This is a genomic window from Micromonospora sp. NPDC049139, from assembly GCF_055586845.1.
In genome coordinates this window covers 643670-668663 of the sequence record NZ_JBVJHK010000002.1, presented here as the reverse complement: position 1 = coordinate 668663, position 24994 = coordinate 643670, and the positions used below count along the sequence as shown (strand labels likewise).

Annotated in this window: 23 protein-coding genes and 1 pseudogene; 17 read left to right on the top strand and 7 right to left on the bottom strand. The window is 75.2% G+C overall.

The window, feature by feature from the left end:
* The first annotated feature begins 6 nt into the window (after nt 1-6).
* Genes ACZ6Q9_RS06675 through ACZ6Q9_RS06665 form a run of 3 tightly spaced genes read left to right on the top strand, consistent with a single transcriptional unit; the run spans nt 7 to nt 3361 of the window.
* Complete coding sequence (locus tag ACZ6Q9_RS06675) at nt 7-321, top strand: MGMT family protein (RefSeq protein ID WP_350711609.1); 315 nt, start codon at nt 7-9, stop codon at nt 319-321.
* Between the two features lie 32 nt (nt 322-353).
* Entirely contained in the window at nt 354-1856 is a 1503-nt protein-coding gene (locus ACZ6Q9_RS06670) for an MFS transporter (protein ID WP_393450396.1), read from the top strand.
* The gene (locus ACZ6Q9_RS06665) at nt 1853-3361 is read left to right on the top strand and encodes a pyridoxal phosphate-dependent decarboxylase family protein (protein WP_393450399.1); all 1509 of its coding nucleotides are present in this window, start codon (nt 1853-1855) and stop codon (nt 3359-3361) included. The genes ACZ6Q9_RS06670 and ACZ6Q9_RS06665 overlap by 4 nt, the downstream gene beginning before the upstream one ends.
* A gap of 37 nt (nt 3362-3398) precedes the next feature.
* Here the strand turns inward: ACZ6Q9_RS06665 and ACZ6Q9_RS06660 are convergent, their stop codons facing one another.
* From ACZ6Q9_RS06660 to ACZ6Q9_RS06650, 3 genes are read right to left on the bottom strand one after another with little or no spacing between them, the layout of a single operon-like run.
* The gene (locus tag ACZ6Q9_RS06660; RefSeq protein ID WP_396830266.1) at nt 3399-4262 is read right to left on the bottom strand and encodes a hypothetical protein; all 864 of its coding nucleotides are present in this window, start codon (nt 4260-4262) and stop codon (nt 3399-3401) included.
* 1 nt (nt 4263) lies between these two features.
* Entirely contained in the window at nt 4264-4902 is a 639-nt protein-coding gene (locus ACZ6Q9_RS06655; protein WP_393264928.1) for a SigE family RNA polymerase sigma factor, read from the bottom strand.
* Nucleotides 4903-4907: 5 nt separating this feature from the next.
* On the bottom strand, nt 4908-5837 hold the full coding sequence (locus tag ACZ6Q9_RS06650) for a hypothetical protein (protein ID WP_393450405.1): 930 nt from the start codon (nt 5835-5837) through the stop codon (nt 4908-4910).
* A 222-nt stretch (nt 5838-6059) separates the two neighbouring features.
* On the opposite strand from ACZ6Q9_RS06650, the gene ACZ6Q9_RS06645 reads away from it, so the two are divergent.
* Complete coding sequence (locus ACZ6Q9_RS06645; protein WP_350711598.1) at nt 6060-6650, top strand: NADH-quinone oxidoreductase subunit B; 591 nt, start codon at nt 6060-6062, stop codon at nt 6648-6650.
* 98 nt (nt 6651-6748) lie between these two features.
* On the top strand, nt 6749-8065 hold the full coding sequence (locus ACZ6Q9_RS06640) for a DUF2252 domain-containing protein (RefSeq protein WP_393264936.1): 1317 nt from the start codon (nt 6749-6751) through the stop codon (nt 8063-8065).
* A gap of 6 nt (nt 8066-8071) precedes the next feature.
* On the opposite strand, the gene ACZ6Q9_RS06635 is transcribed toward ACZ6Q9_RS06640, so the two are convergent.
* Nucleotides 8072-9118, bottom strand: coding sequence for a glucose 1-dehydrogenase (locus ACZ6Q9_RS06635; RefSeq protein ID WP_396830265.1), 1047 nt, complete (start codon nt 9116-9118; stop codon nt 8072-8074).
* A 148-nt stretch (nt 9119-9266) separates the two neighbouring features.
* Between ACZ6Q9_RS06635 and ACZ6Q9_RS06630 the strand changes: the two are divergent.
* Together ACZ6Q9_RS06630 and ACZ6Q9_RS06625 are read left to right on the top strand one after the other, a co-directional pair.
* Nucleotides 9267-9866, top strand: a pseudogene (locus tag ACZ6Q9_RS06630) (NADH-quinone oxidoreductase subunit C); the annotation flags it as partial.
* A 323-nt stretch (nt 9867-10189) separates the two neighbouring features.
* The gene (locus tag ACZ6Q9_RS06625) at nt 10190-11152 is read left to right on the top strand and encodes a complex I subunit 1/NuoH family protein (protein ID WP_350818982.1); all 963 of its coding nucleotides are present in this window, start codon (nt 10190-10192) and stop codon (nt 11150-11152) included.
* Nucleotides 11153-11221: 69 nt separating this feature from the next.
* Here ACZ6Q9_RS06625 and ACZ6Q9_RS06620 read toward each other — a convergent pair whose 3' ends face one another.
* Nucleotides 11222-12241, bottom strand: a complete 1020-nt coding sequence (locus tag ACZ6Q9_RS06620; RefSeq protein WP_396830278.1) for a glutathione S-transferase family protein — start codon at nt 12239-12241, stop codon at nt 11222-11224.
* A 212-nt stretch (nt 12242-12453) separates the two neighbouring features.
* On the opposite strand from ACZ6Q9_RS06620, the gene ACZ6Q9_RS06615 reads away from it, so the two are divergent.
* Nucleotides 12454-12888 carry an ester cyclase gene (locus ACZ6Q9_RS06615; protein WP_396830264.1) on the top strand — a complete coding sequence of 145 codons (435 nt, stop codon included), beginning with the start codon at nt 12454-12456 and terminating at the stop codon, nt 12886-12888.
* On the opposite strand, the gene ACZ6Q9_RS06610 is transcribed toward ACZ6Q9_RS06615, so the two are convergent.
* Entirely contained in the window at nt 12869-13441 is a 573-nt protein-coding gene (locus tag ACZ6Q9_RS06610) for a Uma2 family endonuclease (RefSeq protein ID WP_393450414.1), read from the bottom strand. The genes ACZ6Q9_RS06615 and ACZ6Q9_RS06610 overlap by 20 nt on opposite strands.
* A gap of 93 nt (nt 13442-13534) precedes the next feature.
* Between ACZ6Q9_RS06610 and ACZ6Q9_RS06605 the strand changes: the two genes are divergently transcribed.
* The 8 genes from ACZ6Q9_RS06605 (at nt 13535) to ACZ6Q9_RS06570 (ending at nt 22722) form a co-directional block, all read left to right on the top strand.
* Complete coding sequence (locus ACZ6Q9_RS06605; RefSeq protein ID WP_393450417.1) at nt 13535-14161, top strand: NuoI/complex I 23 kDa subunit family protein; 627 nt, start codon at nt 13535-13537, stop codon at nt 14159-14161.
* On the top strand, nt 14158-14736 hold the full coding sequence (locus ACZ6Q9_RS06600) for an NADH-quinone oxidoreductase subunit J family protein (RefSeq protein WP_393264949.1): 579 nt from the start codon (nt 14158-14160) through the stop codon (nt 14734-14736). Before ACZ6Q9_RS06605 ends, ACZ6Q9_RS06600 begins: the two co-directional genes overlap by 4 nt.
* Nucleotides 14733-15194, top strand: a complete 462-nt coding sequence (gene nuoK, locus ACZ6Q9_RS06595) for an NADH-quinone oxidoreductase subunit NuoK (protein WP_396830263.1) — start codon at nt 14733-14735, stop codon at nt 15192-15194. Before ACZ6Q9_RS06600 ends, nuoK begins: the two co-directional genes overlap by 4 nt.
* Nucleotides 15191-17128 carry an NADH-quinone oxidoreductase subunit L gene (locus ACZ6Q9_RS06590; protein WP_396830262.1) on the top strand — a complete coding sequence of 646 codons (1938 nt, stop codon included), beginning with the start codon at nt 15191-15193 and terminating at the stop codon, nt 17126-17128. The genes nuoK and ACZ6Q9_RS06590 overlap by 4 nt, the downstream gene beginning before the upstream one ends.
* Nucleotides 17125-18630, top strand: a complete 1506-nt coding sequence (locus ACZ6Q9_RS06585; RefSeq protein WP_396830261.1) for a NuoM family protein — start codon at nt 17125-17127, stop codon at nt 18628-18630. Before ACZ6Q9_RS06590 ends, ACZ6Q9_RS06585 begins: the two co-directional genes overlap by 4 nt.
* A gap of 40 nt (nt 18631-18670) precedes the next feature.
* Complete coding sequence (locus ACZ6Q9_RS06580) at nt 18671-20206, top strand: NADH-quinone oxidoreductase subunit N (RefSeq protein ID WP_396830260.1); 1536 nt, start codon at nt 18671-18673, stop codon at nt 20204-20206.
* Nucleotides 20207-20441: 235 nt separating this feature from the next.
* On the top strand, nt 20442-21317 hold the full coding sequence (htpX, locus tag ACZ6Q9_RS06575) for a zinc metalloprotease HtpX (protein ID WP_350711578.1): 876 nt from the start codon (nt 20442-20444) through the stop codon (nt 21315-21317).
* Between the two features lie 145 nt (nt 21318-21462).
* A complete protein-coding gene (locus tag ACZ6Q9_RS06570) occupies nt 21463-22722 on the top strand; it encodes an MFS transporter (RefSeq protein WP_396830259.1) in 1260 nt (419 codons plus the stop codon).
* A 102-nt stretch (nt 22723-22824) separates the two neighbouring features.
* Here ACZ6Q9_RS06570 and ACZ6Q9_RS06565 read toward each other — a convergent pair whose 3' ends face one another.
* A complete protein-coding gene (locus tag ACZ6Q9_RS06565; protein WP_396830258.1) occupies nt 22825-23268 on the bottom strand; it encodes a MarR family winged helix-turn-helix transcriptional regulator in 444 nt (147 codons plus the stop codon).
* 75 nt (nt 23269-23343) lie between these two features.
* Between ACZ6Q9_RS06565 and ACZ6Q9_RS06560 the strand changes: the two genes are divergently transcribed.
* Entirely contained in the window at nt 23344-24606 is a 1263-nt protein-coding gene (locus tag ACZ6Q9_RS06560) for a multidrug effflux MFS transporter (protein ID WP_396830257.1), read from the top strand.
* Nucleotides 24607-24994 lie beyond the last annotated feature (388 nt).

Here is a 24994-nt window from a genome sequence, read left to right as displayed (position 1 = left end):
CCGCTCGTGAGACCTGACGAGTACGTCGAGGCGGTGCTGGAACTGGTCGAGCGGATCCCGCCCGGCCGGGTGATGTCGTACGGGGCGGTCGCCGACGCGCTGGCCGAGCGCTCGGGGCGGGCGTCGGCCCGGCTGGTCGGCTCGATCATGGCGCGGCACGGCGGCGGGGTGCCCTGGCACCGGGTGGTGAACGCGGCCGGCCGCCTGCCGCCCGGTCACGAGCGGGAGGCGCGGGCCCGGCTGCGCGCCGAGGGCACGCCGCTGCGCGGCGACGGGGTGGACATGCGGGCGGCGGGCTGGTCCCCGGAAGAGGGGATGTGACCAACGCCATAACGTGAGTAACATTCGGCCCCATGGACGCGCCGCCGGGTGGAGCCGGCTCCCCGGGCGTGGCCGCGCCGGCCGTCCCGGTGCCGCCGGCCGCCGGCCCGCCCGCGCCGGGTGGGCTGCCGCGCCGGGTGCACGCGGGGTACGCGCTCGGGTCGCTGGCCACCGGCGCGTTCGGCACCGTGCCCGGGCTGCTCCTGCTGCCCTACCTGACCGACACCCTCGGGGTCGCGGCGGGCGCGGCCGCCCTGCTGGTGCTCCTGCCGAAGGCGTGGGACGTGCTGGTCAACCCGGTCGCCGGCCGCGTCTCCGACCGCACCCGGTCGCGCTGGGGCGCCCGCCGGCCGTACCTGCTGGGCGCCGGGGTGGCGCTCGGCGTGCTCTTCGCCGCCATCTTCGCCGCGCCGTTCGGGGCCGGGCCGGCCGCCGGGGCGTACGTCGCCGTCGCCTTCCTCGCCACCGCCACCGCGTTCGCCTTCTTCCAGGTGCCGTACGTGGCGATGCCGGCCGAGCTGACCGGCGACCACGCGGAACGTACCCGGCTGATGAGCTGGCGGATCGCGGTGCTGGCGCTGGCCATCCTCGTCTCCGGGGCGGTGGCCCCGCTGGTGCGCGACGCGGGCGGCGGTGGCGTCGCGGGGCACCGCTGGATGGGGCTCTTCGTCGCCGGGCTGATCGTGGCCGGCGCGCTCGGCGCGTTCCTCGGCACCCGGTCCGCCCCCGAGGGCACGGTGGGGGCGAGCGAGCCGACGCTGCGCGCCCAACTCGCCGTCGCCGGGCGCAACCGGCCGTTCCGGGCGTTGCTGGTCTGCTTCGTGGTGCAGTCCGCCGGGGTGGCCACGATCCTCGCCGGGGTCAACTACTTCGCCGACCAGATCCTGCGCGACCCCGAGGGCGGGCCGACCGTCCTGTTCGCCTGCTTCGTCGGGCCGGCGCTGCTGGTGATGCCGGTCTGGACCCGGGTCGGCGCGCGCGTCGGCAAGCCGACCGCCCTGGTCGCCGCGTCGCTGACCTTCGCGGCGGGCGCGCTGGCCCTGGTCGCCGCGCCGGTGCTGCCGGGGGCGGCGGTCTACCTCCTGGTCGCGCTGGTCGGCGTCGGGTACGCGGGCCAGCAGGTCTTCGCCCTCGCCATGCTCCCGGACTGCATCGCGTACGACACGGCGCGCACCGGCCGGCGGCAGGCCGGCGTGTTCACCGGCCTCTGGACGGCGGGAGAGACCCTCGGGCTGGCCCTCGGTCCGGGCATCTTCGGCCTCGTGCTCCAGCTCAGCGGCTACGTCTCCGCCGACACCGGCACCGCCGCCGCCCAGTCCGACGGCGCCCGCCTCGGCATCCTGCTCGGCTTCACCGTCCTGCCCGCCCTCCTGGTGGCCCTGGCCGTTCTCCTCCTGCGCCCCTACGACCTCACCCCCGCCCGCCTCGCCGAAGCCGAGGCCCAAGCCCAGGCCGCCCGTCGCCCCGCCGTCGATGCGGTCGGGGCGGGGACAAAAGCCGCTGAATCCCACGGAAAGGGCATTACGACTCCATGATCGACGAGAGGTCGGGCCGGAGCGCGCTGCCCGGGAGCGGGGTGCCCGCCGAGCGGGTGCTGGCCGAGCTGCGGGCGCTGCGGGGCGCCGACCGGCCCACGCACGGGGGGCGGCTCTTCGCGTACGTCTACGACCCGGCGGTGCCGGGGCTGGACGAGCTGGCCGCCGCCGCGCACGCCGGGAGCGCGCACGTCAACGGGCTCGACCCGACCGCCTTCCCGTCGCTGTTGGCGATGGAGAACGCGCTGGTCGGCGCGGCGGCCCGGCTGCTCGGCGGCGGCCCGGGCGGCACCGCGCCGGACGCCGTCGGCAGCGTCACCAGCGGCGGGACGGAGTCGCTGATCCTGGCCGTGAAGGCCGCCCGGGACGCCCACCCGGCGATCACCGCGCCCCGGATCGTGGTGCCGGCCAGCGCGCACGCCGCGTTCGCCAAGGCGGCGCACTACCTGCGGGTCGCGGTGGACCCGGTGCCCGTGTCGGCGGCCACGCTCCGGCCCGCCGCCGCCGACGTGGCCGCCGCCATCGGCCCGGAGACCGTCCTCGTGGCCTGCTCCGCCCCCTCGTACGCGCACGGCGTCGTCGACCCGGTCACCGAGATCGCCGGGGCGGCCGCCGAGGCCGGGGTGCGCTGCCACGTCGACGCCTGCTTCGGCGGCTGGACCCTGCCGTACCTGCGCCGGCTCGGGGCGTCCGTGCCGCCGTTCGACTTCGCCGTCCCCGGGGTCACCTCGATCTCGGTCGACCTGCACAAGTACGCGTACGCCCCGAAGGGCGTGTCGGTGCTGCTGCACCGCGACCCGGCGCTGCGCGCCCCGCAGTACTTCGCGTACGCGGACTGGCCCGGCTACACGATGGTCAACCCGGTCATCGCCTCGACCCGCTCCGGCGGCCCGATCGCCGCCGCGTACGCCACCCTGCGCCACCTCGGCGACGACGGCTACCTGCGGCTCGCGGCGGCGACGCGGGACGCCGTGGCCGGGCTGGCCGACGCCGTCCGGGCGGTCGACGGGCTGCGGCTGATGGCCGAGCCGGAGTCGACCGTCGTCTGCTTCACCGCCACCGACCCGGGGCTGGACCTCTTCGTGCTGGTCGACGAGCTGACCGCCCGGGGCTGGCACACCCAGCCCCAGCTCGCGTACGCCGACCTGCCGCCGAGCGTGCACCTGACCGTGACCGCCGCGGTGGCGCCCCGGGTGGCCGAGTTCGGCCCGGCCCTGGCCGACGCGGTGGCCGCCGCCCGGGCGGCCGGGCCGGTCGCGCTCCCCGGCGAGCTGCTCGCCCTCGCCACCACGCTGACCCCCGACGCGCTCACCCCGGACCTGGTCGCCGGACTGGCCGCGGGGCTGGGCCTGGGCGACCCGGCCCCGACCGGTGCGGACGCCCCGGCGCGCCCGGTGCCGGGGCGGACGGCGGTGGTGAACACGCTGCTCAACGCCGCGCCGCCCGCGCTGCGGGAACGGCTGCTCGTGGAGTTCGTCGGCCTGCTGCAACGCCCGACCTGGTGACCGGCAACGCCGCCGGTCACCCACGCGGCCGACGCGGTCACGCGGCGGGCAGCCTGAGGTCGGTCGGAGCGGTGTTGTCGGCGGGGGTGCGGTCGGCGGGGAAGGCGCCCCGCACGTTTGCCCGGACGGTCAGCGCGAAGCCGGTGAGTGTGCGCGCCGGCCCGCCCGGCGCGACGTCCACCCGCACCCGGAACCGGTACGACCGGGAGCCGCCCGCCGGGATCTGGCTGTCCCCGGTGCAGAACATCGTCTTCGTGTCGTCGTCCCCGCCCTGGTGGAAGCAGCCGCCGACGCCGGTGCCGTCGAGGTTGATCGTCGCCTCCACCGGCAGCACCACGATCAGGTCCCCGCTGTCGTAGGCGCGGGTGCCGGCGTTGGCCATGGTGACGTCGAGCCAGCCGGCGTAGGCGCCGCCGGACGGTTGCAGGGTGAGGGTGCGCGGGGCGTCGATCGACAGGTCGACGTACCGGGCCGAGGTCGCCGACGGCGTGCCGCCGGGGCGGGGCCCGGACGGGGCCGGCGCGCCGGTGGTCGGCGCCGGCGTCGCCGTGCGGCTCGGCGTCGCCGAGGGGGTGCCGCTCGGGGCCGCGGACGGGCTGGACGGTGACGGGTCGGGCGGGGTCGATCCGGTCGAGGGCCAGGCGGAGGGAAGGTCGGTGGGGTCGGTCGCCGTCACCGGCGCGGGCGGCAGACGGACCGCGCTCCCGGCCAGCCCCACCGCGCCGGCCAGCAGGACGACCGCCGTCGCCACCGCCGGGACGGCGGTCCGGTTGCGCAGTCGGCGGTACGCCCGACGGCGCGGCTCGTCCGGATCAGGGTCGGTGACCTGACGCAGACTGGCGGAGCGCAGTTCGGCGAAGGCGCCCGCCAGCCGGTCAGGACCCAGGTCCCGCTGGTCCATCTCAGTCCACCGTCCTTCGGGTCGGGGGTGCCGCCGGGCGGCTGCCGTCCGGATGCTCCGGGCCGTTGTCGGAGAGGCTGGCGGCGAGTGTCGTGCGGGCGCGGTGCAGCCAGGACTTGACCGTCCCGGGGGCCACCGCGCATTCCTCGGCGATCTCGCCGACAGTCAGTTCGGCCAGGTAGTACAGCACCACCGCGCGTCGCTGCTGGGCCGGCAGCGTACGGAGTGCGGTGGCGAGCGCGACCCGGTCCGGGCCCGGACCGTCCACCACCTCCAGCCGTTGGCGCTGGTGGAACAGCCGGGCCGTGCGCAGCCGGCGCCACCGGCTGACGCCCGCGTTCCAGGCCACCCGGCGGACCCAGGCCACCGGGTCGTCGTAGCGGGCGATCCGGTGCCAGCGCGGCCACGCCCGGCTGAACGCCTCCTGCACCAGGTCCTGGGCCTCGCCCATGTCGCCGACGAACGCGTACAACTGCACCACCAGGGGCTGGAAGTGGTGGCGGTAGACGTCGTCGAAGCCGGGACCGGCATCCTCCACCACCGCGGCCCTCACCTCGATCGTCGGTCGCTCCGTCCCGCGTGGCGGAGGGGTGGTGCGCGGCCGTGGGGTCACCCACGGCCGCGCATCGGTCTGCGTCATTGTCGTCAGTCGACGGCGGTGACGGTGAACGCGGCGGTGTTGTCGGCCGGGTCGACGTCGAGCCGCTCGCCGTCCCAGCCGAAGACGGCGTACAGCCGTACCGAGCCCGTGCCCAGGTCGCCCGGGGCGACCTCCGCGGGCGCGCGGAGCAGCAGCGACACGGTGCGCTCCTCACCCGGCACGAACCGCCCGCCGGGCACGGTGCAGGCGCCGGCGCAGGTCTCCTCCGGCTCGATGCCGGCGAGGCTGACCCCGGCCGGCAGCGTCGGCTCCAGCCAGTACGCGTCGTGCGCGGCGTCGCCCGCGACCCGTACGGTCACCGGCAGCCGGCCCCGCCAGCTCCCGTCCTCCTGCCGGGTCATGGTTGCCGCCCCCACCGCCAGCGACGCGTCCGTCAGGGTGTCCCAGACGTACGGCTGCGGGTCGCGCAGCGAGCCGGTGGTGGAGCGGAACAGCGTGCTGAACTCGCTGGTGTCGTTGGTCGGGTTGGCGTCCCCGGTCTCCACCGTCACCCGACCCGCCGGGGCGGACATGGCGTGGTCGCGCAGGGTGGTCGACACCCGGAAGTCGACGGTGAACCGTCGGCGCTCACCCGGCTGGAGGGCTCCGCCGGGAACCGTGCAGTAGATCGTGCGCACCGGGTTCGGGCTGCCGGAGAAGCACGGTTCCGCCGGGGTGAGCCCGGCAAAGGCGCCCGGCACCGGTTCGGTGACGGTCAGGTTGAGAGAGCTCGCCTGGGCGCCCCGGTAGGTGACGGTCACCGGCAGGCCGCCGGCGTACCCACGATCGGTCGGTTCGAGCACCAATTGGCCGACCGACACCGACGTGTCGGCGGGCACGGCTGCGGCCTGCGCGGCGGGCGCTGCCGCGCCGAGCAGGGCGAGCCCCGCGCCCAGAACGCCGGCGGCGAGCCGACGGGCGATGGTACGTGCCATGTCCGTGTCCTCCAGTTCCCCGTGGTTCCGCCCGCGGCCCTTGCCGTCGGGCGGTGTTACGGGCAAGACACCTGCCACCCCCGGGAACGGTTGCGGCCGGACGAACACGAACCGACGTCGCCTAGCCGACAGTGGGCGGCCGAGGTCGCGCGGACCGAGCGACCGGTCGGCGTGCCCCGGGGCTGTGGTTGACTGGTGGCGGGCTCGGGGAAGGGGGCGGTCGTGCAGGTGCCGGGAGTGCTCGGCGAGCCGATCCGGTTCGTGCTGAACTGGGGCCGCCGCTACTCGCTCTGGGTCTTCAACTTCGGCCTGGCCTGCTGCGCGATCGAGTTCATCGCCACCAGCATGGGCCGGCACGACTTCATGCGGCTCGGCGTGATCCCGTTCGCGCACGGCCCCCGGCAGGCCGACCTCATGGTCGTCTCCGGGACGGTCACCGACAAGATGGCCCCCGCGATCAAGCGGCTCTACGACCAGATGCCCGAGCCGAAGTACGTGATCTCGTTCGGCGCCTGCTCCAACTGCGGCGGCCCCTACTGGGACTCCTACTCGGTGACCAAGGGCGTCGACCAGCTCATCCCGGTCGACGTCTACGTGCCCGGCTGCCCGCCCCGGCCAGAGGCGCTGCTGCACGGCATCCTGCGCCTCCAGGAGAAGATCGCCGCCGAGCAGTCCGGGATCGGCGGGGTGCCCCGGCCGGACGCGCTCGCCGCGCCGGTCGACGCCCCGCCCGCCGACGCCGGGTCCACCGGCGCGGTCCCGCGCTCGGCGGAGTCGTTGACCGCCCCGCCGGTCCGCCCGCCCACCCGCTGAGGCGCGTCCCCGCCCGCGCCGACTCCGGCCGTCGGGTCGGGAAGGCCGGTCGGTCGGACGACACCCCCGGGTGGTCGGCGGGGGCTAGCCTGCGCACCATGAGCCAGTCCGCGGACCAGCGTTCCGCCCACATCGTCCACGTGCTCACCGAGGAGTTCGGCGAGTCGATGGCGCTCGACCCGGCCGCCTTCCGGCGCAAGTTCCGCAAGATGGCCGCGTCGCCGTTCGCCTTCTACCGGGGCAGCGCCTCGCTGTTCTACGCCGACCAGCTCGGCGACTTCGCCGACGACCGGTTCCTCGACGAGCGGACCAGCCGGGTGTGGATCCACGGCGACCTGCACGCGGAGAACTTCGGCACGTACATGAACGCCTCCGGGCAGCTCGTGTTCAACGTGAACGACTTCGACGAGGCGTACGTCGGGCCGTTCAGCTGGGACCTCAAGCGCCTGGCGGCCAGCGTGGCCCTGCTCGGCTACGCCAAGGCGCTCTCCGACCGGGCGATCAGCGACCTGGTCGCCGGCTTCGCCGGGTCGTACCTGACGGAGCTGCGGGCCATCGCCGCCGGCGGCGACGACGCGATTGGCTCGATCACCCTGGACAACGCCGACGGGGTGCTGCGCCGGGTGCTCCAGCAGGCCCGGCTCAACACCCGGGTCGACCTGCTCGCCACGCAGACCACCATCGACAACTACGAGCGGCGGTTCTCCCTCGGCGACGGCGTCTTCGAGGTCGACGGTGAGACCCGGGCGAAGGTGTGCGCCGCGTTCGAGCACTACCTCGGCACGTTGCCGGTCTCCTCGGCCCGGCTGCGCCCGGTGGCGGCACACATCAAGGACGTGGTGCTGCGCAAGGGGGTGGGCATCGGCTCGGCCGGGCTGCCGTCGTACAACCTGCTGCTGGAGGGGCACACCCAGGCGCTGGAGAACGACGTCGTCATCTACATGAAGCAGGCCCAGGTGCCGGCGGTCGCCCGGCACATCGCCGACGAGTCGATCGCGGGCTACTTCCAGCACCAGGGGCACCGCACCGCCGAGTCGCAGCGGGCGCTCCAGGCGCACGCCGACCCGTGGCTGGGCTTCACCGAGCTGGACGGGGTCGGCCAGCTCGTCGCCGAGGTCTCCCCGTACGCGGCCGACCTCGACTGGGCCGACGTGAACGAGCCGGAGGAGCTGGCCGGGGTGCTGGCCGACCTGGGCCGGGCGGTCGCCCGGATGCACTCGGTCGCCGACGACGAGTCGAGCCACGACCTGGTGGACTACTCCACCGAGGAGGCCATCGTGGCGGCGGTGGACGCCGACGAGGCGGGTTTCGTCGCACACCTCGTCGACTTCGCCCACGCGTACGGGGTGCGGGCCCGGCAGGACCACCAGCTCTTCGTCGACCTGTTCCGCAACGGCCGGCTGCCCGGCCTCTGAGCGGCGTCAGGAGGCGAACTCCAGCACCACCTTGATGTCGTCCGGTTCGGAGGTGTACGCCTCGGCGTACACCTCCACCGGCACGCGGCGGGTGATCAGCGAGCTGAGCCACGACTGGTCGGCGCGGGTCAGCGCCTCCGCGGCCATGTCCCAGTGCCGCCGGTTGGCGTTCACCGACCCGAACACCACGTTGTTCTCCAGCACCAGGGCGCGGTTGAGCGCCCCCGCGTCGAAGTCGATGGTCCGCCCGCCGCTGGACACCCCGGTCAGGCAGACGATGCCGGTCGGCCCGGCCTGGCACATCACGTCCAGGACGACGACCGGCGCCCCGGTGCACTCCAGCACCACGTCCGGTGCGAAGTCCAGCTCGCTGACCGGCCCGGTGTGGTAGGTCGCCCCGAGCGCCCGGACCAGCTCCGGCTTCGGCCCGGTGGTGCTGCGGTCCAGCACGTGCACGGCGAGCCCGCGCTGCGTGGCCAGCAACGCGGCCAGCAGGCCGATCGGCCCGGCCCCCGTGACCAGCACGGTCTGCGGTTGCCACTCGGCGCGGGCGCCGATCCGCTCGATGTGGTCCCACGCCTTCGCCACCACGCTGGTCGGCTCCAGCAGCATGCCGACCGGGGCGAGCGCCCGGTCCAGGCCGACGGCGAACCGGGGTTGCACCCGCCACCGGTCCCGGGCGAAGCCGGGCAGCGCCTTGATGCCGTGCTCGGTGAACTGCCCGTTGCGGCACATGTCCCACTCGCCGACCGCGCAGTTCGGGCAGGGCACCGGGTCGGGGTGCCGGACGATGCCGGCCACCAGGTCACCCGGTTGCAGGGTGCCGGTCGGGTCCTCCAGCACCCGGCCCAGCGACTCGTGCCCCAGCACCAGCCGGTCCGTGCCGGGCGGAGCCTCGCCGTACTCGCCCGCGATGATCTCGTGGTCGGTGCCGCAGATCCCGACCGACAGCGCCTCGACCAGGATCGAGCCCTCCTCGGGCGACGGCTCGGGATGGTCCTCCACCAGCCGCAGGGAGTCGGCGACACCAGGGGCGACAGTCACAGCACGCACGGCCTCATCCTCTCCCGCCGGCCGGCCAGCCGCCGGGCAAAGCGGCCAGATCGCCCGCGAACCGGCGGGACCGGCCGGGGCCGTCCGCCGTCCGGGGGCCTCGGCTCGCTCCGGCGGGCCCCACGGGAGAGGCCCTAGGATCAGCGGCATGACTCCGGAAGAGGTCGGCCAGCGGATGGTCGCGCTGCTCGCGCCCGCCGAGGCCACCCCGTCGGTCTCCGGCGGTCAGGCGCACGCCCGCGCCACCGTCGACGTACCCCCGGCGACCTGGCCGGACGCGCTCCGCGCGGCCCGCGACGACGCGGAGCTGGCCTGCGACTTCTTCGACTGGCTCTCCGCCGTCGACGAGCTGGCCGGCGGCTTCGACGTGGTGGCGCACCTCTGGTCCACCACCCACCGGCACGGCCTCCTGCTGCGCACCCGCGTGCCCCGCGAGGCGCCGGCCGTCGCCTCGGTGGTCGACGTCTACCCGGGCGCCGCCTGGCACGAGCGGGAGACGCACGAGATGTTCGGCATCGACTTCCCCGGCCACGCCGGGCTGGCGCCGCTGCTGCTGCCGCCCGAGTTCGAGGGGCACCCGCTGCGCAAGGAGTTCGTCCTCGCCTCGCGGGTGGCCAAGCCGTGGCCGGGTGCCAAGGAACCGGGCGAGTCCGAGGCCGGAGGCGGGCGCCGACCGATCCGCCCGCCGGGCGTACCCGCGCCGGGGGAGTGGGGGACGACGCCGACGCCGGCCGGCGCGGGCGGCGCCGGCGAGGGTCCGCGCGGCGGCGTCCCGGCCCGCCCGGCCCGGGAGCGGCCCGCCCGGCCGGCCCCGGGGGCCCGTCCGGCCCGTACCGCCCGGCCCGCCGGCGCCGCCGACGGCCCCGCGCCGGCCGGCCCGACCGCCGAGGCTCCGGCGCCGGCCGACCAGACCGCTGCCGACGGTCCGGGGGCAGCCGGCCCGACCGGTCCACTGCCGGGTGCGCCCGGCGGTCGCGGCGAGGGGGCCGCCCGCTCCGGACCGCCGGCCGACCGGCCGTCCCGGCAGGGCCCGGCCGCGACCGAGCGGGCCGACGACGGAGGTACGCCCTGATGCCGCTGTGGTTGGAGCTGGTGATCCGGGTGGGCGGTGTGCTCGTCGCCTTCCTGACCCTGCCGCTGCTGGTCGGCCAGGCCGAGCACAAGGTGATGGCGCACATGCAGGGCCGGCTCGGCCCGATGTACGCGGGCGGCTTCCACGGCTGGGCCCAGTTGGTCGCCGACGGCGTGAAGTTCGTGCAGAAGGAGGACGTCACGCCCCGGGAGGCGGACCGGGCGGTCTTCCGGCTCGCCCCGGCGGTCGCCCTCGTGCCCTACCTGCTGGTCCTGCTGGTGATCCCGCTCGGCCCGGACGACCTGGTCGGGCAGCCGCTCGACATCGGCCTCTTCTTCGTGCTGGCCGTCGTCGGGGTGGGCGTGCTGGCGGTGCTGATGTCGGCGTGGGCGTCGGCCAACAAGTACAGCCTGCTCGGCGGGCTGCGCGGGGCGGCCCAGCTGCTCGGCTACGAACTGCCGCTGGTGCTGGCCGCCGCGTCGGTGGCGATGGCGGCCGGCACGCTCAGCCTTTCCGGCATTGTCGAGGCGTGGCAGCCGTGGTGGCTGCTCTGGCAGGCCCCCGCCATGGTCGTCTTCTTCCTCGCCGGGCTCGCCGAGATCCGCCGCCCGCCGTTCGACATGCCGGTCGCCGACTCGGAGCTGGTCTTCGGCTACATGACCGAGTACACGGGCCTGCGGTTCGCCTTCTTCCTGCTCGCGGAGTACGTCGGCATCGTCGTGATCGCCGCGCTCACCACCGTGCTCTTCCTCGGCGGCTGGCAGGGCCCGTTCGCCGACGCGCAGCTCGGCTGGCTGTGGACCCTGCTGAAGGTCTTCGCCGTCTCCTTCGTGATCATCTGGCTCCGGGTGTCCTATCCCCGCCTGCGCGAGGACCAGCTCCAGCGCCTCTGCTGGCTCGTCCTGGTCCCCGTCTCCCTGGGCCAACTCGTCCTCACCGCCGCCGTCCGCGTCGCGCTGTAAGGAAGGGCACCTTCCTAACGTATTCGGTATAGGAAGGGCCCCTTCCTTACACCTCGGCCGGGTGCCGGCTCAGCGCAGCGGGGTGTGGGCGGGGTCGACCCGCTCCTCGGGCGGGGGCGGCGGGGGCGGGGTGCCGTCGCCGAAGGGGCGACCGCCGAGGGCCTCCCGGCCGTGCGGGGTGAGCCAGCTCGCCAGGTCAGGGCCGAGCGGCACCACCCCGGTCGGGTTGATGTCGCGGTGCACCTCGTAGTAGTGCCGCTTGATGTGGTCGAAGTCGACCGTGTCGCCGAAGCCGGGGGTCTGGAACAGGTCCCGGGCGTACGCCCAGAGCACCGGCATCTCGGTCAGCTTGCTCCGGTTGCACTTGAAGTGGCCGTGGTAGACCGGGTCGAAGCGGACCAGCGTGGTGAACAGCCGCACGTCGGCCTCGGTGATGGTGTCGCCGACCAGGTAGCGCTGCCCGGCCAGCCGGTCGCTCAGCCAGTCCAGCCGGTCGAAGAGCCGGTGGTACGCCTTCTCGTACGCCCCCTGGTCGCCGGCGAAGCCGCACCGGTAGACGCCGTTGTTGACGTCCCGGAACAGGATCGCGCTCAGCTCGTCGATCTCGTCGCGCAGCCGCTCCGGGTAGAGCTCGGGCGCGCCCGCCCGGTGGTACGCCGTCCACTCGGTGGACAGGTCGAGGCTCATCTGCCCGAAGTCGTTGGTGACCACCTGCCCGGTCGGCACGTCCACGATCGCCGGCACGGTGATGCCGCGCTCGTAGCCGGGGAACCGCGCGAAGTACGCCTCCGCCAGCCGCTCGATGCCGAGCACCGGGTCGCGCCCGCCCGGGTCCAGGTCGAACGTCCAGCTCCGCTTGTCGTGGGTCGGGCCGGCCACCGCCATCGAGATCGCGTCCTCCAGGCCGAGCAGCCGCCGGACGATGATCAGCCGGTTCGCCCACGGGCAGGCGCGGCTGACGGCGAGCCGGTACCGGCCGGGCTGCACCGGCCAGCCGTCCCGGCCGTCGGCGGTGATCCGGGTGGCGATGTAACGCTGGTCCCGGGTGAACTCGCCGCCCGGCTCGACGTACCTGCCGCCGGTCCGCATCAGCACCTCGTCGCCGCTGGCCGTGCCGCCGCCGCGGTCCTCGGTGGTGTCGCCCACGCCCGCTCCCTCCGCCGTCGCCTGTCGCTCGTCCCATCATGGCGGGTTCCGCCGCCCGCCGGTGTACCGAGCGCCAGCCCACTGCGCCCGCGGGCTCCTCCCCGGTGCGGCCGGCGTCCGGGTCGGGCGGCGCGGCCGGCGGTTACGCTGCCGCGGTGACCGATGTGGAGGCGACGGCCCGGCGCTTCATCGCCGACGTGTGGAACGCCGCGCGGGAGGAGTCGGCGTACGAGCTGGTCGCGCCGGAGTGCCCGGGGCTGGGCGGCGCCGGCCCGGAGGCGACGCTCGCGTGGCACCGGGAACGCCGCGCCGCCTTCCCCGACCTGCGCTACAAGATCGTGGACGTGGTGGCCGCCGGGGACCGGGTGGCGGTGCACTGGCGGGCGGCCGGCACCCAGGTCGGCCGGTTCGGGCCGGTGCCGCCGACCGGACAGGTCGTCAGCTACTCGGGGGCGAGTTTCCTGCGCTTCGACGACGCCGGCCGGATCGTCGACGTGTGGAGCTGCAACGAGCTGTTCCAACTCCTCCAGCAGCTCGGCGTCGAGATGCTCCCGCCCGCCGCGGGTGGGATCAGCGGGACCTCGGCATGATCCTGCTGAGCGGGATGTCGATCTCCCAAGGCTCCGGAACCAGGATGCCGTCGGTCATCCGGGCCTGCTCGACGTAGACGCGCTTCGCCGGGTCGAGCTTGTGGGCATGCACGACGATCCCTGACTCGGTCTCGATGCGCCAGAAGTAGGGGATGTCCGCCTCGGCGTAGAGCGCGGGCTTGAGCACCCGGTCGATGCTCCGCGATCCCTCCGAGACGATCTCGACCACCAGCATCACCTCGTGGGGCCGGTAGTGCGAGGGGTTGCGCGAGGCCGCGTCCAGCTCGGTGACCAGCACGTCGGGGATGAACGCGCGGGTCCGGGACAGTCGCACCTCGACGGCCTGGGTGACGTCGAGGTCGGCGGGGCAGCTCTCCTGGAGAGCAGCACCGAGCATCAGGGCGATCGACTGGTGGAGTCGCGTGGGGGAGGGCGACATGATGAGGTTTCCGTCCAGGAGTTCGTGGCGGCGGCCGTCGTCGGGCAGGCGGTCGAGATCGTCGGCCGTCCACTCGCCCGGCGGCGGAAAGTCGTCGTGCAGCGCGGCGGTCATGGCGAGCCCTTTCCGGTGCGTCGTTCTCCCCACGCTCACGGTACGCCGGTCAACCCCGGGTGGTGGTCGCGCGCGCCGGGGCCACAGGGCAGGATGGTCGGCATGACCGACCGCAGCGAGCGCAGCGAGCCGGGCGGCGCCGGCCCAGATCGTGGCCTGCCGGGCGCGGGCCTGGTCAAGGGGCTCGCGGTCACGCTGAAGACGATGACCCGCCGCTCGACCACCCAGCAGTACCCGGACGTCGCCCCCGAGCTGCCGCCCCGCTCGCGCGGGGTGATCGCGCTGCTGGAGGAGAACTGCACGGTCTGCATGCTCTGCGCGCGGGAGTGCCCGGACTGGTGCATCTACATCGACTCGCACAAGGAGGAGGTGGCGGTGCCCGGCGCCGCCCGCCCCCGCCAGCGCAACGTGCTCGACCGGTTCGACATCGACTTCTCGCTCTGCATGTACTGCGGCATCTGCGTGGAGGTCTGCCCCTTCGACGCGCTCTACTGGTCGCCCGAGTTCGAGTACGCCGAGTACGACATCAAGGACCTGCTGCACGACAAGGACCACCTGGGGCAGTGGATGGGCACCGTGCCGCCGCCGCCCGCGCACGACCCGAACGGCGAGCCGGCCAAGGAGGAGACCACCGCCGCGCGTAAGGCCGCGGTCCCGGCGGCCCCCGCCGCCCGTCCCGCCGCCCCGCCCGTACGCCCCGAGCCCGAGGCCGGCGCATGACCGGTGCGGACGTGCTGCTGCTCGCCCTCGGCGCGGTGGCGGTCGGTTCGGGGGTGCTGGTGGTGGCTACCCGGCACCTGGTGCGGGCCGGCCTCTACCTCGTGGTCTGCCTCGGCGCGCTGGCCGGGATGTACCTGGTGCTCACCGCCGAGCTGGTGGCCTGGGTGCAGGTGCTCATCTACGTCGGCGCGGTGGTGGTGCTCCTGCTGTTCGCGGTGATGCTCACCCGCGCCCCGATCGGCGCCTCCGACGACCTGGACCGGCCCGGCTGGCCCGCGGCGCTGATCGGCGGTGGCACCGGGTTGGGCCTGGCGGCCCTGCTGGTCGACGCCTACCGCTGGACGGCCGTGGACCTGCCCGACGCGGGCACCGCGGAACGCCTGGGCGACCAGATCTTCCGGAGCTGGGTGCTCCCGTTCGAGGTGCTCTCGGTGCTGCTGCTGGCCGCCCTGGTCGGCGCGATCGTGCTCTCCCGCCCCGACATCGGCCGACCGGGCACCGACCGGTCCGGCGGGCGGCCGGGGACGGCGACCACCGGGAGCGGTCCGGGCGGCGATGGCGGGCGGTCGCGGTGAGGCCGGTCATCCCGTACGTCACCGCCGCGCTGCTGTTCGGCCTCGGCGTCTACGGCGTGCTGCGCCGGCGCAACGCGGTGCTGGTGCTGATGGCCGTCGAGCTGATGCTCAACGCGGTCAACCTGATCCTGGTCACCGCCGACACCACCGTGCGGGCGCAGTTGCCGCACGGCGGGCAGGTCTTCGCGCTCTTCGTGATCGTGCTGGCCGCCGCCGAGATCGGGGTCGGCCTGGCGATCGTGCTCCAGCTCTACCGGCTGCGGGCCAGCGTCGCCGTCGACGAGGTCCCGCTGACCGAGCGCCCGCCGACCGCACGTCCGGCCGGGCCGGCCGTGGCCGGGGTCGCCGCCGGGACCGACGCCCGGCCCGGGTCCGGCGCCGGGACCGACGCCCGGCCCGGGTCCGCCGCCGGGACCGGCGCCCGGCCCGGGTCCGGCCGTCCGGAGGGGGAGCGGTGAGCACGACCACGACGCTCGGCGCGTTGCTGCCGGCCGTACCGCTGGTCGCGGGCCTGCTCGGCCTGCTGCTGCCGCCCTCGCCGCGCGGCGCCGGGACGGGCGGGGACCGGGCCCGCCGGGTGGCGATCGCGCTCGGCGTGGCCGGGGCGGCCGGCGCGCTGGCGCTCGCCGTCGCCCTGCTGGTCGCCCTCGACCGGCCGGCCGAGGCGTCCACCACCTGGGTCGACCTGGGCGGGCTGACCGTGACCCTCGGGGTCCGGCTCGACTCGGCCGCCGCGCTGGTGGCCGTCGCGGTCGCCGCGGTGGCCCTGGCCGTGCAGGTCTACTCGATCGGCTACCTGCGCCGGGGCCCGCACGACGACGTCGACGCCGACCACCGCTACCCGCCGTACGCGGCGCAGATCAGCCTCTTCACCGCCGCCATGCTGCTGGTGGTGGTCGCCGGCGACCTGATCCTGCTGCTGGTCGGCTGGGAGGTGATGGGCATCTGCTCCTACCTGCTCATCGCCCACGACCGCCGGCTCCCCGAGGCGCCGGCCGCCGCGATGAAGGCGTTCCTGGTGACCCGCGTCGGCGACGTCGGCTTCCTGCTCGGCATCGCGCTGCTGGGCGTCTCGGCCGGCAGCTTCCGGATCGCCGACGTGCTCGCGCACGACCACGGCACCGGCACGCTGACCGCCGCCTGCCTGCTGCTGCTCGCCGGGGTGGCCGGCAAGAGCGCCCAGTTCCCGCTGCACACCTGGCTGCCGGACGCGATGGCCGGCCCGACGCCGATCTCGGCGCTGATCCACGCCGCCACGATGGTCGCCGCCGGCGTGTACGCGGTGACCCGCCTCTACCCGCTGTTCGAGGCCACCCCGGTCGCGCTGGCCGTGCTGGGGGTCATGGCCTCGGTCACCCTGCTGCTCGGCGCCTTCGCCGCCACCGCCCAGGACGACCTCAAGCGGGTGCTGGCCTGGTCGACGGTCTCCCAGATCGGCTACATGACCGGCGCGCTCGCGGTCGGCTCGGCTCCCGCCGCGCTGTTCCACCTGCTCACCCACGCCGCGTTCAAGGCGCTGCTCTTCCTCGCCGCCGGCGCGGTGATCCACGCGGTGGGCACCACGCTGATGTCCCGGATGGGTGGGCTGCGCCGCGCCATGCCGGTCACCTTCTGGTGCACGGTGGTCGGCCTGGGCGCCCTGGCCGGGCTGCCCCCACTGTCCGGCTTCTGGAGCAAGGACGGCGTGCTCGCCGCCGCCGGGGACGCCGCCCTGCACGGCGCCGGCCCGGCCCCGTCCTGGGTGGGCTGGCTGGTCTGGCTCGCCGGGCTGGTCGGCGTCGCCGTCACCGCCTGGTACGCCACCCGCCTGCTGCTGCGCACCTTCTTCGGCGAGACGCGGATCCCGCTGGCCCACCCGCACGACCCGCCCGCCGTGATGCGCTGGCCGGTGCTGCTGCTCGCCGTGCCGGCCGCCCTGCTCGGCCTCGCCGGCTTCGACTGGGCCTTCGCCCGCCGGCTGCTGCTCACGCCCACCGCCGGCGCGCCGGCCGGGGAGCACGCCCTGATCCACGTCGGCCCGGAACTGCTGCTGCCGCTGGCGCTGCTGGCCGTCGGGGCGGGGCTGGCCTGGCTCCGCTGGCGGCGGGACCCGGCCGCCGACCCGGCGGCCGCGCTGGGTCCGCTCCGGCCGGTGTTCGCCGCCGCGTTCCGGCTCGACGACGTTCAGCGTGCCCTGGTCGTACGCCCGACGACGGCGTTGGCCCGGGCGACGCGTACGGCGGACGAGGTGGTGGTGGACGGCGCGGTCGAGGGCAGCGGCCGGGCCGCGCTCGGCCTCGGCGGCGGGCTGGCGGCCCTGCACCGGGCCGCGCTGCCGCGCGCGGCAGCCGGGGTGCTCGCCGGCGCGCTGCTGATCGGGCTGGCCGCCGCCCTGATCGGAGTGGCCGCATGAGGTTCGGGGAGTTCCTGCTGGTCGCGGTGCTGGCGCTGCCGGCGCTGGGCGCGCTCGCGGTGGCCGCGACCCCTCGGGAGCGGGGGGCCCGGGCGCTCGGCACGGCCGTCGCCGCGCTGACCCTGGTGGCCGCCGCGCTGCTCTTCCTCGGTGAGCGCGGTTGGACCACCTACGCGGCCGGCGTGCCCGCCGTGCGCCCGTGGCACCGGCTCGACCTGCCCTGGGTGCCCGGTCTGGACCTGCGCTTCCACCTCGGGGTGGACGGCATCTCCTGGCCGCTGGTCGTGCTGACGGCCCTGCTCACCCTGCTCTGCTGCGCCTACACCCTGTGGCGGGTGCCCGAGGGCGGCAGCGGGCGGGCGCTGGTGGCGCTGCTGCTGGTCGTCGAGGTCGGCATCCTCGGCACCTTCCTCGCCCTCGACCTCGTGCTGTTCTTCGTGTTCTTCGAGGTCGTCCTCCTGCCGATGTACGCGATCATCGCCGGCTGGGGCGGCGCGGACCGGCGACGGGCGGCGGCGAAGTTCGCCCTCTACACGCTGTTCGGCTCGGTGCTGCTGCTGGTCGGCGTCTACACGGTGGTGGCCGCCGCGGGCACCGCCGACATCGTGGCGCTCACCGGCGGAGCCGGGCTGTCCCGGGGCACCCAGCTCGCCGCGTTCACCCTGCTCGCGCTGGCGTTCGCGGTGAAGAGCCCGCTCTGGCCGCTGCACTCCTGGCTGCCCGACGCGCACACCCAGGCGCCCACCGTCGGCAGCGTCGTCCTCGCCGGGGTGCTGCTCAAGATGGGCACGTACGGGCTGATCCGGATCGCGGTCGGAGTGGCGCCGGAGGGCGCCCGCTGGGCCGCCCCGGTGCTCGGCGTGCTCGCGGTCGCGGCGATCCTGGTCGGGTCGCTGGTCTGCCTCGCGCAGCGCGAGCTGAAACGGCTGATCGCGTACTCCAGCGTGGGGCACATGGGCTTCGTGCTGCTCGGGGTCGCCACGCTCACCACCACCGGCATCCAGGCGGCCCTGATCGGCAACGTCGCGCACGGGGTGATCACCGGCCTGCTGTTCTTCCTCGCCGGCGCGATCAAGGACCGTACGCACACCGGCTCGCTCGACGAGCTGTCCGGGCTGCGGGAGACCGCGCCCCGGCTCGCCGGGCTGCTCGGCTTCGCCGCCGTCGCCTCGCTCGGCCTGCCCGGGCTCGCCGGATTCTGGGGCGAGGCGTTCGCGGTGGTGGCCGCCGTCGAGGTCGGTGGGGCGCTCTGGACCACCCTGGGCGTGCTGGCCGCGCTCGGCGGGGCGCTCACCGCGGCGTACTTCCTGCGGCTGCTGCGGCGGGTGACGCACGGGCGGCCCAGCCCGGCGGTCGGGCGGCTGACCCCCGGCCTGGCTGGCGCGGAACTGGCCGCGTGGGCGCCGCTGGTGCTGCTGGCTCTCGCGGTCGGTCTGGCCCCGACCCTGGTGCTCGGCGTCGCCGAGGCCCCCGTGGACGCCCTGGTGGAGGTGCTGCGATGAGCGAGCCGGGCCGGCGGAACCGACGCGGCGGAGTGCCGGCATGAGCGTGGTGCAGAGCGTCGACAACGTGGCGCTGCTCCCGGCGTACCTGGCCGCCGGGACGGCCGTGCTGGTGCTGCTCGCCGACCTGCTGGTGGCCCGCTCCCGGGTCACGTTGGCGACGGCCGCCGTCGGCGCGGTCGCCACGGCGCTCGGCGCGGCCCTGGTCGGCGCCGGGGACGAGCGGCGGACGTTCTGCGTCGGCCCCGACTGCTCGTACGTCTTCGGCGGCCGGGCCGCCCTGGTGGCGGCGGTCGTCGCCCTGCTCACGCTCGGGGTGCTCGCACTGTCGGGGCCGCTGCTGCGGGCGGGGCAGTCGCCGACGGGGGAGTACTGCTTCCTGCTCGCCTGCTCGATGACGGGCGGCGTGGTGCTCGGCGCGGCCGGCGACCTGATCACCCTGGTCGTGGCGCTGGAGACGCTCACCCTGCCGCTCTACGTGCTCGTCGGGCTGCGCCGGGGCAGCCTGGCCAGCGCCGAGGCGGCCGTCACCTTCTTCGTGGTCAGCGTGGTCGCCACCACGCTGACCCTGCTGGGGGCGGCGCTGCTCTACGCGGCCACGGGCGGGCTGCACCTGGGCCGGCTCGGCGCGATCCTGACCGACCGGCCGGACCTGCTCGACCTGCCGTTGACCACCGCCGCCGTGGCGCTGGTCGTGCTGGGGCTGGCGTTCAAGGTGGCGGCGGTGCCCTTCCACGCGTGGGCGCCGGCCACCTACGACGGCGCGCCGCTGCCGGTGGCGGCATACCTCTCCACCGCCTCCAAGCTGGGCGGCGTGGTCGCCCTGCTGGCCGTCGTGCAGCACGCGCTGCCGGCCGACGTGACGGGGCCGGTGCTCGCCCTGCTCGCGGTGCTGACGATGACCGTGGGCAACCTGGTGGCGCTGCGCCAGCGGCGTACGGTCCGGCTGCTCGCCTGGTCCTCGGTGGCCCAGGCCGGCTACATCCTCGCCCCGCTGGGCGCGTTGGCGCTGGCCGCCGGACGCACCGCCGACGCCCGCACCGTCGCGTACGCGGCCGCCGTCGCGTACGCCGTCTTCTTCGTGGTGCTGGAGCTGGCGGCCTTCGCGGCCGTGGTGGCGTTGCGCCCGGCCGGCGCAGACGGCGGCACCGTCGACGACCTGCGCGGCGCGGGCCGGCGGCACCCGTGGCGGGCGGCGGCGCTGGGACTGGCGCTGATCGGGCTCGCCGGTCTGCCGCCGGGCCTGGCCGGTCTCTTCGCCAAGGTGACCGTGGTCCGTTCGCTGCTGGACGGCGGCGCGGGCTGGCTGGCCCTGGTGGTGGCCGTGAACGCGGTGCTCGGCCTCGCCTACTACCTGCGCCTCACCGCCGCCCTCTGGGCCGCCCCGCCCGTGGCTCCGACGGCCCCGGTCGCCGGGCCCACCGCCCCCGCCGGTGGGGACGCCACGCCGGTCGGTGCCCCGGCCATCGCCGCCGTGCGGGCCGGGGCGGTCGGCGCGGCGCTGGTCGTGGCAACCGTGGTGGCAGTGGTGATCGGTTTCGCTCCGCAACTCGTGCTCGACCTCGCCGCCCGCTGAGCGAACCAGTCAGCCGGCGGCTCCCGCGCTGCGAACCCGTCAGCCGGCGGGCTCCGCGCCCGGATTCCAGGCGGCGGGCTCCGCGCCCGGATTCCCGCTGATCGTGGCGGTAATCGCAGGCGGGCACTCCGGACATCCCAGGCAACTCACAGCCATGAGACGGATGGTTGACGGGTACCGGGTTGTTGAAACGGTCAGCGGGTCCCGCGTGGATCCGCGCACCGAAGGAGTGATCGTGCACCACAACCGTCTGAAGACCGCCGCGTTGCTCGGCCTGCTCACCTCGCTGATCCTGGCGGTGGGCTACTGGTTCGGCGGCAGTGGCGGACTGGTCATCGCCGTCGTCGTCTCGCTGCTGATGAACGGCGTCACCTACTTCTACTCCGACAAGCTCGCGCTGCGCTCGATGCGGGCGCAACCGGTCAGCGAGGCACAGTTCCCCGAGCTGTACCGGATGGTCCGCGAGCTGGCCACCGAGGCCGGGCAGCCGATGCCGCGCCTCTACGTGAGCCCGACGTCCCAGCCCAACGCGTTCGCCACCGGGCGGAACCCGCAGCACGCGGCCGTCTGCGTGACCCAGGGGATCACCGAGATCCTCGACTACCGGGAGCTGCGCGGGGTGATCGGGCACGAGCTGTCGCACGTCTACAACCGGGACATCCTCATCTCCAGCGTGGCGGCCGGTCTGGCCGGCATCATCACCATGCTGGCGAACATCGCCTGGTTCATCCCGCTCGGCGGTGGCGACGACGAGGACTCCCCGAACCCGATCGTGCTGCTGCTCACCATCGTCCTGGGCCCGATCGCGGCCACCGTCATCCAGCTCGCGATCAGCCGCAGCCGGGAGTTCCAGGCGGACGCCTCCGGCGCCCGGCTGACCCGGGACCCGCTGGCCCTGGCCAGCGCTCTACGGAAGATCCACATGGGCACCCAGCGCCGGCCGCTGCCGGCCCAGGGGCAGCTCACCAGCACCGCCCACCTGATGATCGACAACCCGTTCCGGGGCGGCGGCGTGGCCGCGCTCTTCTCCACCCACCCGCGGATGGAGGAGCGGGTCGCGCGCCTGGAGCAGATGGCCGCGAGCAGCGGCCCGGTGCAGTTCCAGCGCTGAGGCGTTGATCACCTCTCCGCCCGTGCCCGGCCCCGCCGGGCACGGGCGGACCGCTGTGTGAGCGTGTTAACCGTTTCGTCCCGAGGCTGGCCGGCGTTAGGGTCGGAAGGGGTTCCCGCTCATTACACTCCCTTGGAGGTCGACCGTGGCCGCACTGCGCCAGTACCTGGGCGTCTGGCGGATCCCCGGGGCACCGATGCTGCTGGTCACCGGCATCATCGGGCGGCTCGGGATCGGGATGACGCCGCTGGCGCTGCTGCTGGTCGTCGAGCAGGTCACCGGGCGATACTCGCTGGCCGCCGTCGCCGGGGGCATCTACGCCCTGGCCGGTGCCGCGCTCAGCCCCGTGGCCGGCCGGATCGCCGACCGGATCGGCCCCAGCCCCGTGCTGCTCGGCACGGCGGTCGCCCACCCGCTCGCCCTGATCGGCCTGCTCTGGTCCGCCCGCGCCGACGCCGGCAGCCTGGCGCTGGTCTTCGTGGCCTCCGGCGTGGCCGGGGCGACGTACCCGCCGCTGACCGCCGCGATCCGGGGCGCCTGGAACGACCTGACCTCGCCCGCATCGGGCCGGCGACAGCTGCGCAACACCGCGCTCGCCGCCGAGACCACCCTCTTCGAGATCGTCTTCGTGCTCGGCCCGCTGCTGGTCGCCGGCTTCATCCTGGTCGCCGACGCCGGGGCCGCCCTGGTCGGTTCGGCCGTGGTGACCCTCGTCGGCACCACCGCCGTGGCGCTGGGCCGGGTGATGCGGGGGTGGCAGCCGCACCCGCGCGAGCACCACACCAGGGGGCTCGGGCCGCTGCGCGCCCCCGGTTTCCCGGCGCTGCTGCTCTGCGTGGCCAGCCTCGGCATCGCCTTCGGCGCGGCCGGCGTGACCGTGCCCGCGTTCGCGACCGACTACACCTCCGACGACCCGGACAGCCTCGCCGGCGTGCTGCTGGCAGTCTGGGGCGTCGGCAGCGCGGTAGGCGGGTTCTGGTTCGGTGTCCGCAAGCCGGCCCGGAACATGACCCGGCAGTTCGCGCTGCTGCTCGCCGCGGTGGCCGGCAGCTTCGCCGTCTTCGCGGTGATGCCCACCCCGGCGGCGCTGGGCACCGCCCTGGTGATCGGCGGCGCCACGATCGCGCCCGCGCTCACCCTGGAGAACACCCTGGTCGGCCGGATCTCGCCGACCAGCATGCTCAACGAGGCGTACACCTGGGTGGTGACCATGTCGGTGGGCGCCAGCGCCGCCGGCGGCGCGGTGGCCGGCCTGATCGTCGACCACGCCGGCGGGGTGCCGTGGGCGTTCCTCTTCGCCGGGGCGGCGGTCGCCGTCGGGGCCGGGATCGCGGCCCTGCCCACCGGCCCCATCGCCCGCGCGGAGGCCACCGCGGTACGCGCCGAGGATCTCGTGCCCGCCTGACCCGCACCACCGGCCGCCGCTGTTCAGGTCACCGGTTCTTCCGGCACCGGCTGTTCCGGCCGCCGGTTGTCCCGGCACCGGCTGTCCCGGCCGCCGGCGGGGTCAGCGCTGCTGCGTCATCCGGTCGGCGAGGCGACGCAGCGCCGGCGCGGCGGCGAGCAGCGCCTCCCGGTCGGCGTCGTCCAGGCCCGCCAGCGCGGCGCCGAGCAGGTCCCGCCGGTGCCGCCCGTACGCGGCGATCCGCTCCCGCGCCGCGTCGGTCAGTTCCAGGCGGACGGTCCGCCGGTCGACCGGGTCCCGGTCCCGGTGCAGCAGCCCGGCGGAGGTCAGCTCACCGACCAGCGTGCTGACCGTGTTGGGCGCGGTGCCCAGCCGCTCCGCGGCCTCACGGACGCCGACGCCCGGCTGCCGCTGCACCAGCCGCAGCACCTCCACCTGCGCGTCCGGCAGGGCGACGCTGCCGGCCCGCTGGCTGGCCGCGCGGCGCAGCACCCGGTGCAGATCGCCGAGGGCTCCGCTGAGCTGGTCCACCGTCTCGTCCGTCACAGGACACTCTCCCCGCTTCAACAACTCTGTTGGCAGAGCTATCGTATGCGGGCCGCCGCCACGGAGGGGACCGCCATGCCGCACGCCACCGCGCCGCCCGTACGCCCGGACGAGCGCGTCGCCGTGCCGACGGGACGGGCCGCCGCGGTGCTGCTGGTGCTGCTCGGCACGATCACCGCGTTCGGGCCGCTCTCCCTGGACACCTACCTGCCGGCGTTCCCCGAGATGACCCGCGACCTGGCCGCCAGCCAGGCACAGATCCAGCTCTCCCTCACCACCTGCCTGATCGGCATGGCGCTCGGCAAACTCGTCACCGGTCCGCTCAGCGACCGCTGGGGCCGGCGCCGACCGGTGCTCGTGGGCGTCGGCGCGTACACCCTGCTGTCGCTGCTCTGCGCGGCCGTGCCGTCGGCCGAGGCCCTGGCCGCGGCGCGGTTCGCGCAGGGCTTCGCCGGCGGCATGGGTGTGGTAGTCGCCCGCGCCGTCGTCCGCGACCTCTACGCCGGCCGGGACGCAGCGAAGTACTTCTCCCGGCTCACCCTGGTCTTCGGCATCGCCCCGATGGCCGCGCCGGCCTTCGGCAGCCTGGTGCTGCGCTTCGGCTCCTGGCGTACCGTCTTCGTCGCCCTCGCGGTGATCGGCGCGCTGCTCGCCGCCGCCGTCGCGTGGCGGCTGCCGGAGACGCTGCCCGCATCCCGGCGCAGCACCGGCGGCCTCGCCGCCACGGCCGCCGCCGGCCGCTCGCTCTTCACCGACCGGATCTTCCTGGGGTACGCGTTGGCGCAGGGCCTCGCCTTCGCCGGACTGTTCGCCTACATCTCCGGATCGTCCTTCGTCTTCCAGGACGTCTTCGGCGTCTCGGCCGGCACGTTCAGCCTGATCTTCGGCGTCAACGCGCTCGCCCTGGTCGCCGTCGGCCAGGCGAACGCCCGCCTGCTGGACCGCTTCGAGCCCCGCAGGCTGCTGATCGGGCCGCTCGGGGTGGGGGTGCTGGCCGCCGCCGCGGTGCTCGCGGGCGCACTACTCGACGCCCTGCCGCTGGTGGCGGTGGCCCTGTTCGTCTTCGTCGGATCGCTCGGCATGGTGACGCCGAACGGCACCGCGCTCGCCCTGGACCGGCACGCCGCCCACGCCGGCACCGCCGCCGCCCTGCTGGGCGCCATCCAGTCGGTGGTGGGGGCGGCAGCGGCGCCGCTGGTCGGGCTGGGCGGGGAGGGCAGCGCCGTCCCGATGGCCGTGGTGATCACCGGTGCGACGATCGCCTCCCTCGCCGTCGTCCTCACCCTGGCCCGCCCGCGCCGGTCCACCACGGCGACCTCTGCCGAGGGCAGCCTGTGAGCATGGCGGGGCCGGTTCCGGCGGTGGTGGGTGGCGGCGTCAGAAGGTGAAGTCCCGGATCGCGGCGCCGCCCGACGCGTAGAGGTTGACCCCCACCTCTGCCCCGTCCAGCAGGAACTGGAGGCCGGCCCAGGCTTGTCGAGGCAGCAAACCGGCCGATCCTCGTCGTCGACCACGTGCTCCGCGGCCCACTCCGGGGCGCCCGGCCCGGCTCCTCCGGGGTCACCCGGAACGACAGCACACTCCCCATGGATCGACCACTCCACATCGGCCCGGTCGAATCGGCGGCCAGTCTGACAGCCTCCTTCGACGACCGGCGGGCACCGGGCGAGCACCACGGAGCCCGACCGCAGAGGTCCAGGCCGTCGCCGGGCCGCCGGCCATCAGA

Coding starts and splice junctions, on each gene's coding strand:
- ACZ6Q9_RS06670 (WP_393450396.1), top strand. CDS start 354: ATGGACGCGCCGCCGGGTGGAGCCGGCTCCCCGGGCGTGGCCGCGCCG.
- ACZ6Q9_RS06665 (WP_393450399.1), top strand. CDS start 1,853: ATGATCGACGAGAGGTCGGGCCGGAGCGCGCTGCCCGGGAGCGGGGTG.
- ACZ6Q9_RS06660 (WP_396830266.1), bottom strand. CDS start 4,262: ATGGACCAGCGGGACCTGGGTCCTGACCGGCTGGCGGGCGCCTTCGCC.
- ACZ6Q9_RS06655 (WP_393264928.1), bottom strand. CDS start 4,902: ATGACGCAGACCGATGCGCGGCCGTGGGTGACCCCACGGCCGCGCACC.
- ACZ6Q9_RS06650 (WP_393450405.1), bottom strand. CDS start 5,837: ATGGCACGTACCATCGCCCGTCGGCTCGCCGCCGGCGTTCTGGGCGCG.
- ACZ6Q9_RS06640 (WP_393264936.1), top strand. CDS start 6,749: ATGAGCCAGTCCGCGGACCAGCGTTCCGCCCACATCGTCCACGTGCTC.
- ACZ6Q9_RS06625 (WP_350818982.1), top strand. CDS start 10,190: ATGCCGCTGTGGTTGGAGCTGGTGATCCGGGTGGGCGGTGTGCTCGTC.
- ACZ6Q9_RS06620 (WP_396830278.1), bottom strand. CDS start 12,241: ATGCGGACCGGCGGCAGGTACGTCGAGCCGGGCGGCGAGTTCACCCGG.
- ACZ6Q9_RS06610 (WP_393450414.1), bottom strand. CDS start 13,441: ATGACCGCCGCGCTGCACGACGACTTTCCGCCGCCGGGCGAGTGGACG.
- ACZ6Q9_RS06605 (WP_393450417.1), top strand. CDS start 13,535: ATGGTCGGCATGACCGACCGCAGCGAGCGCAGCGAGCCGGGCGGCGCC.
- ACZ6Q9_RS06600 (WP_393264949.1), top strand. CDS start 14,158: ATGACCGGTGCGGACGTGCTGCTGCTCGCCCTCGGCGCGGTGGCGGTC.
- ACZ6Q9_RS06585 (WP_396830261.1), top strand. CDS start 17,125: ATGAGGTTCGGGGAGTTCCTGCTGGTCGCGGTGCTGGCGCTGCCGGCG.
- ACZ6Q9_RS06580 (WP_396830260.1), top strand. CDS start 18,671: ATGAGCGTGGTGCAGAGCGTCGACAACGTGGCGCTGCTCCCGGCGTAC.
- ACZ6Q9_RS06560 (WP_396830257.1), top strand. CDS start 23,344: ATGCCGCACGCCACCGCGCCGCCCGTACGCCCGGACGAGCGCGTCGCC.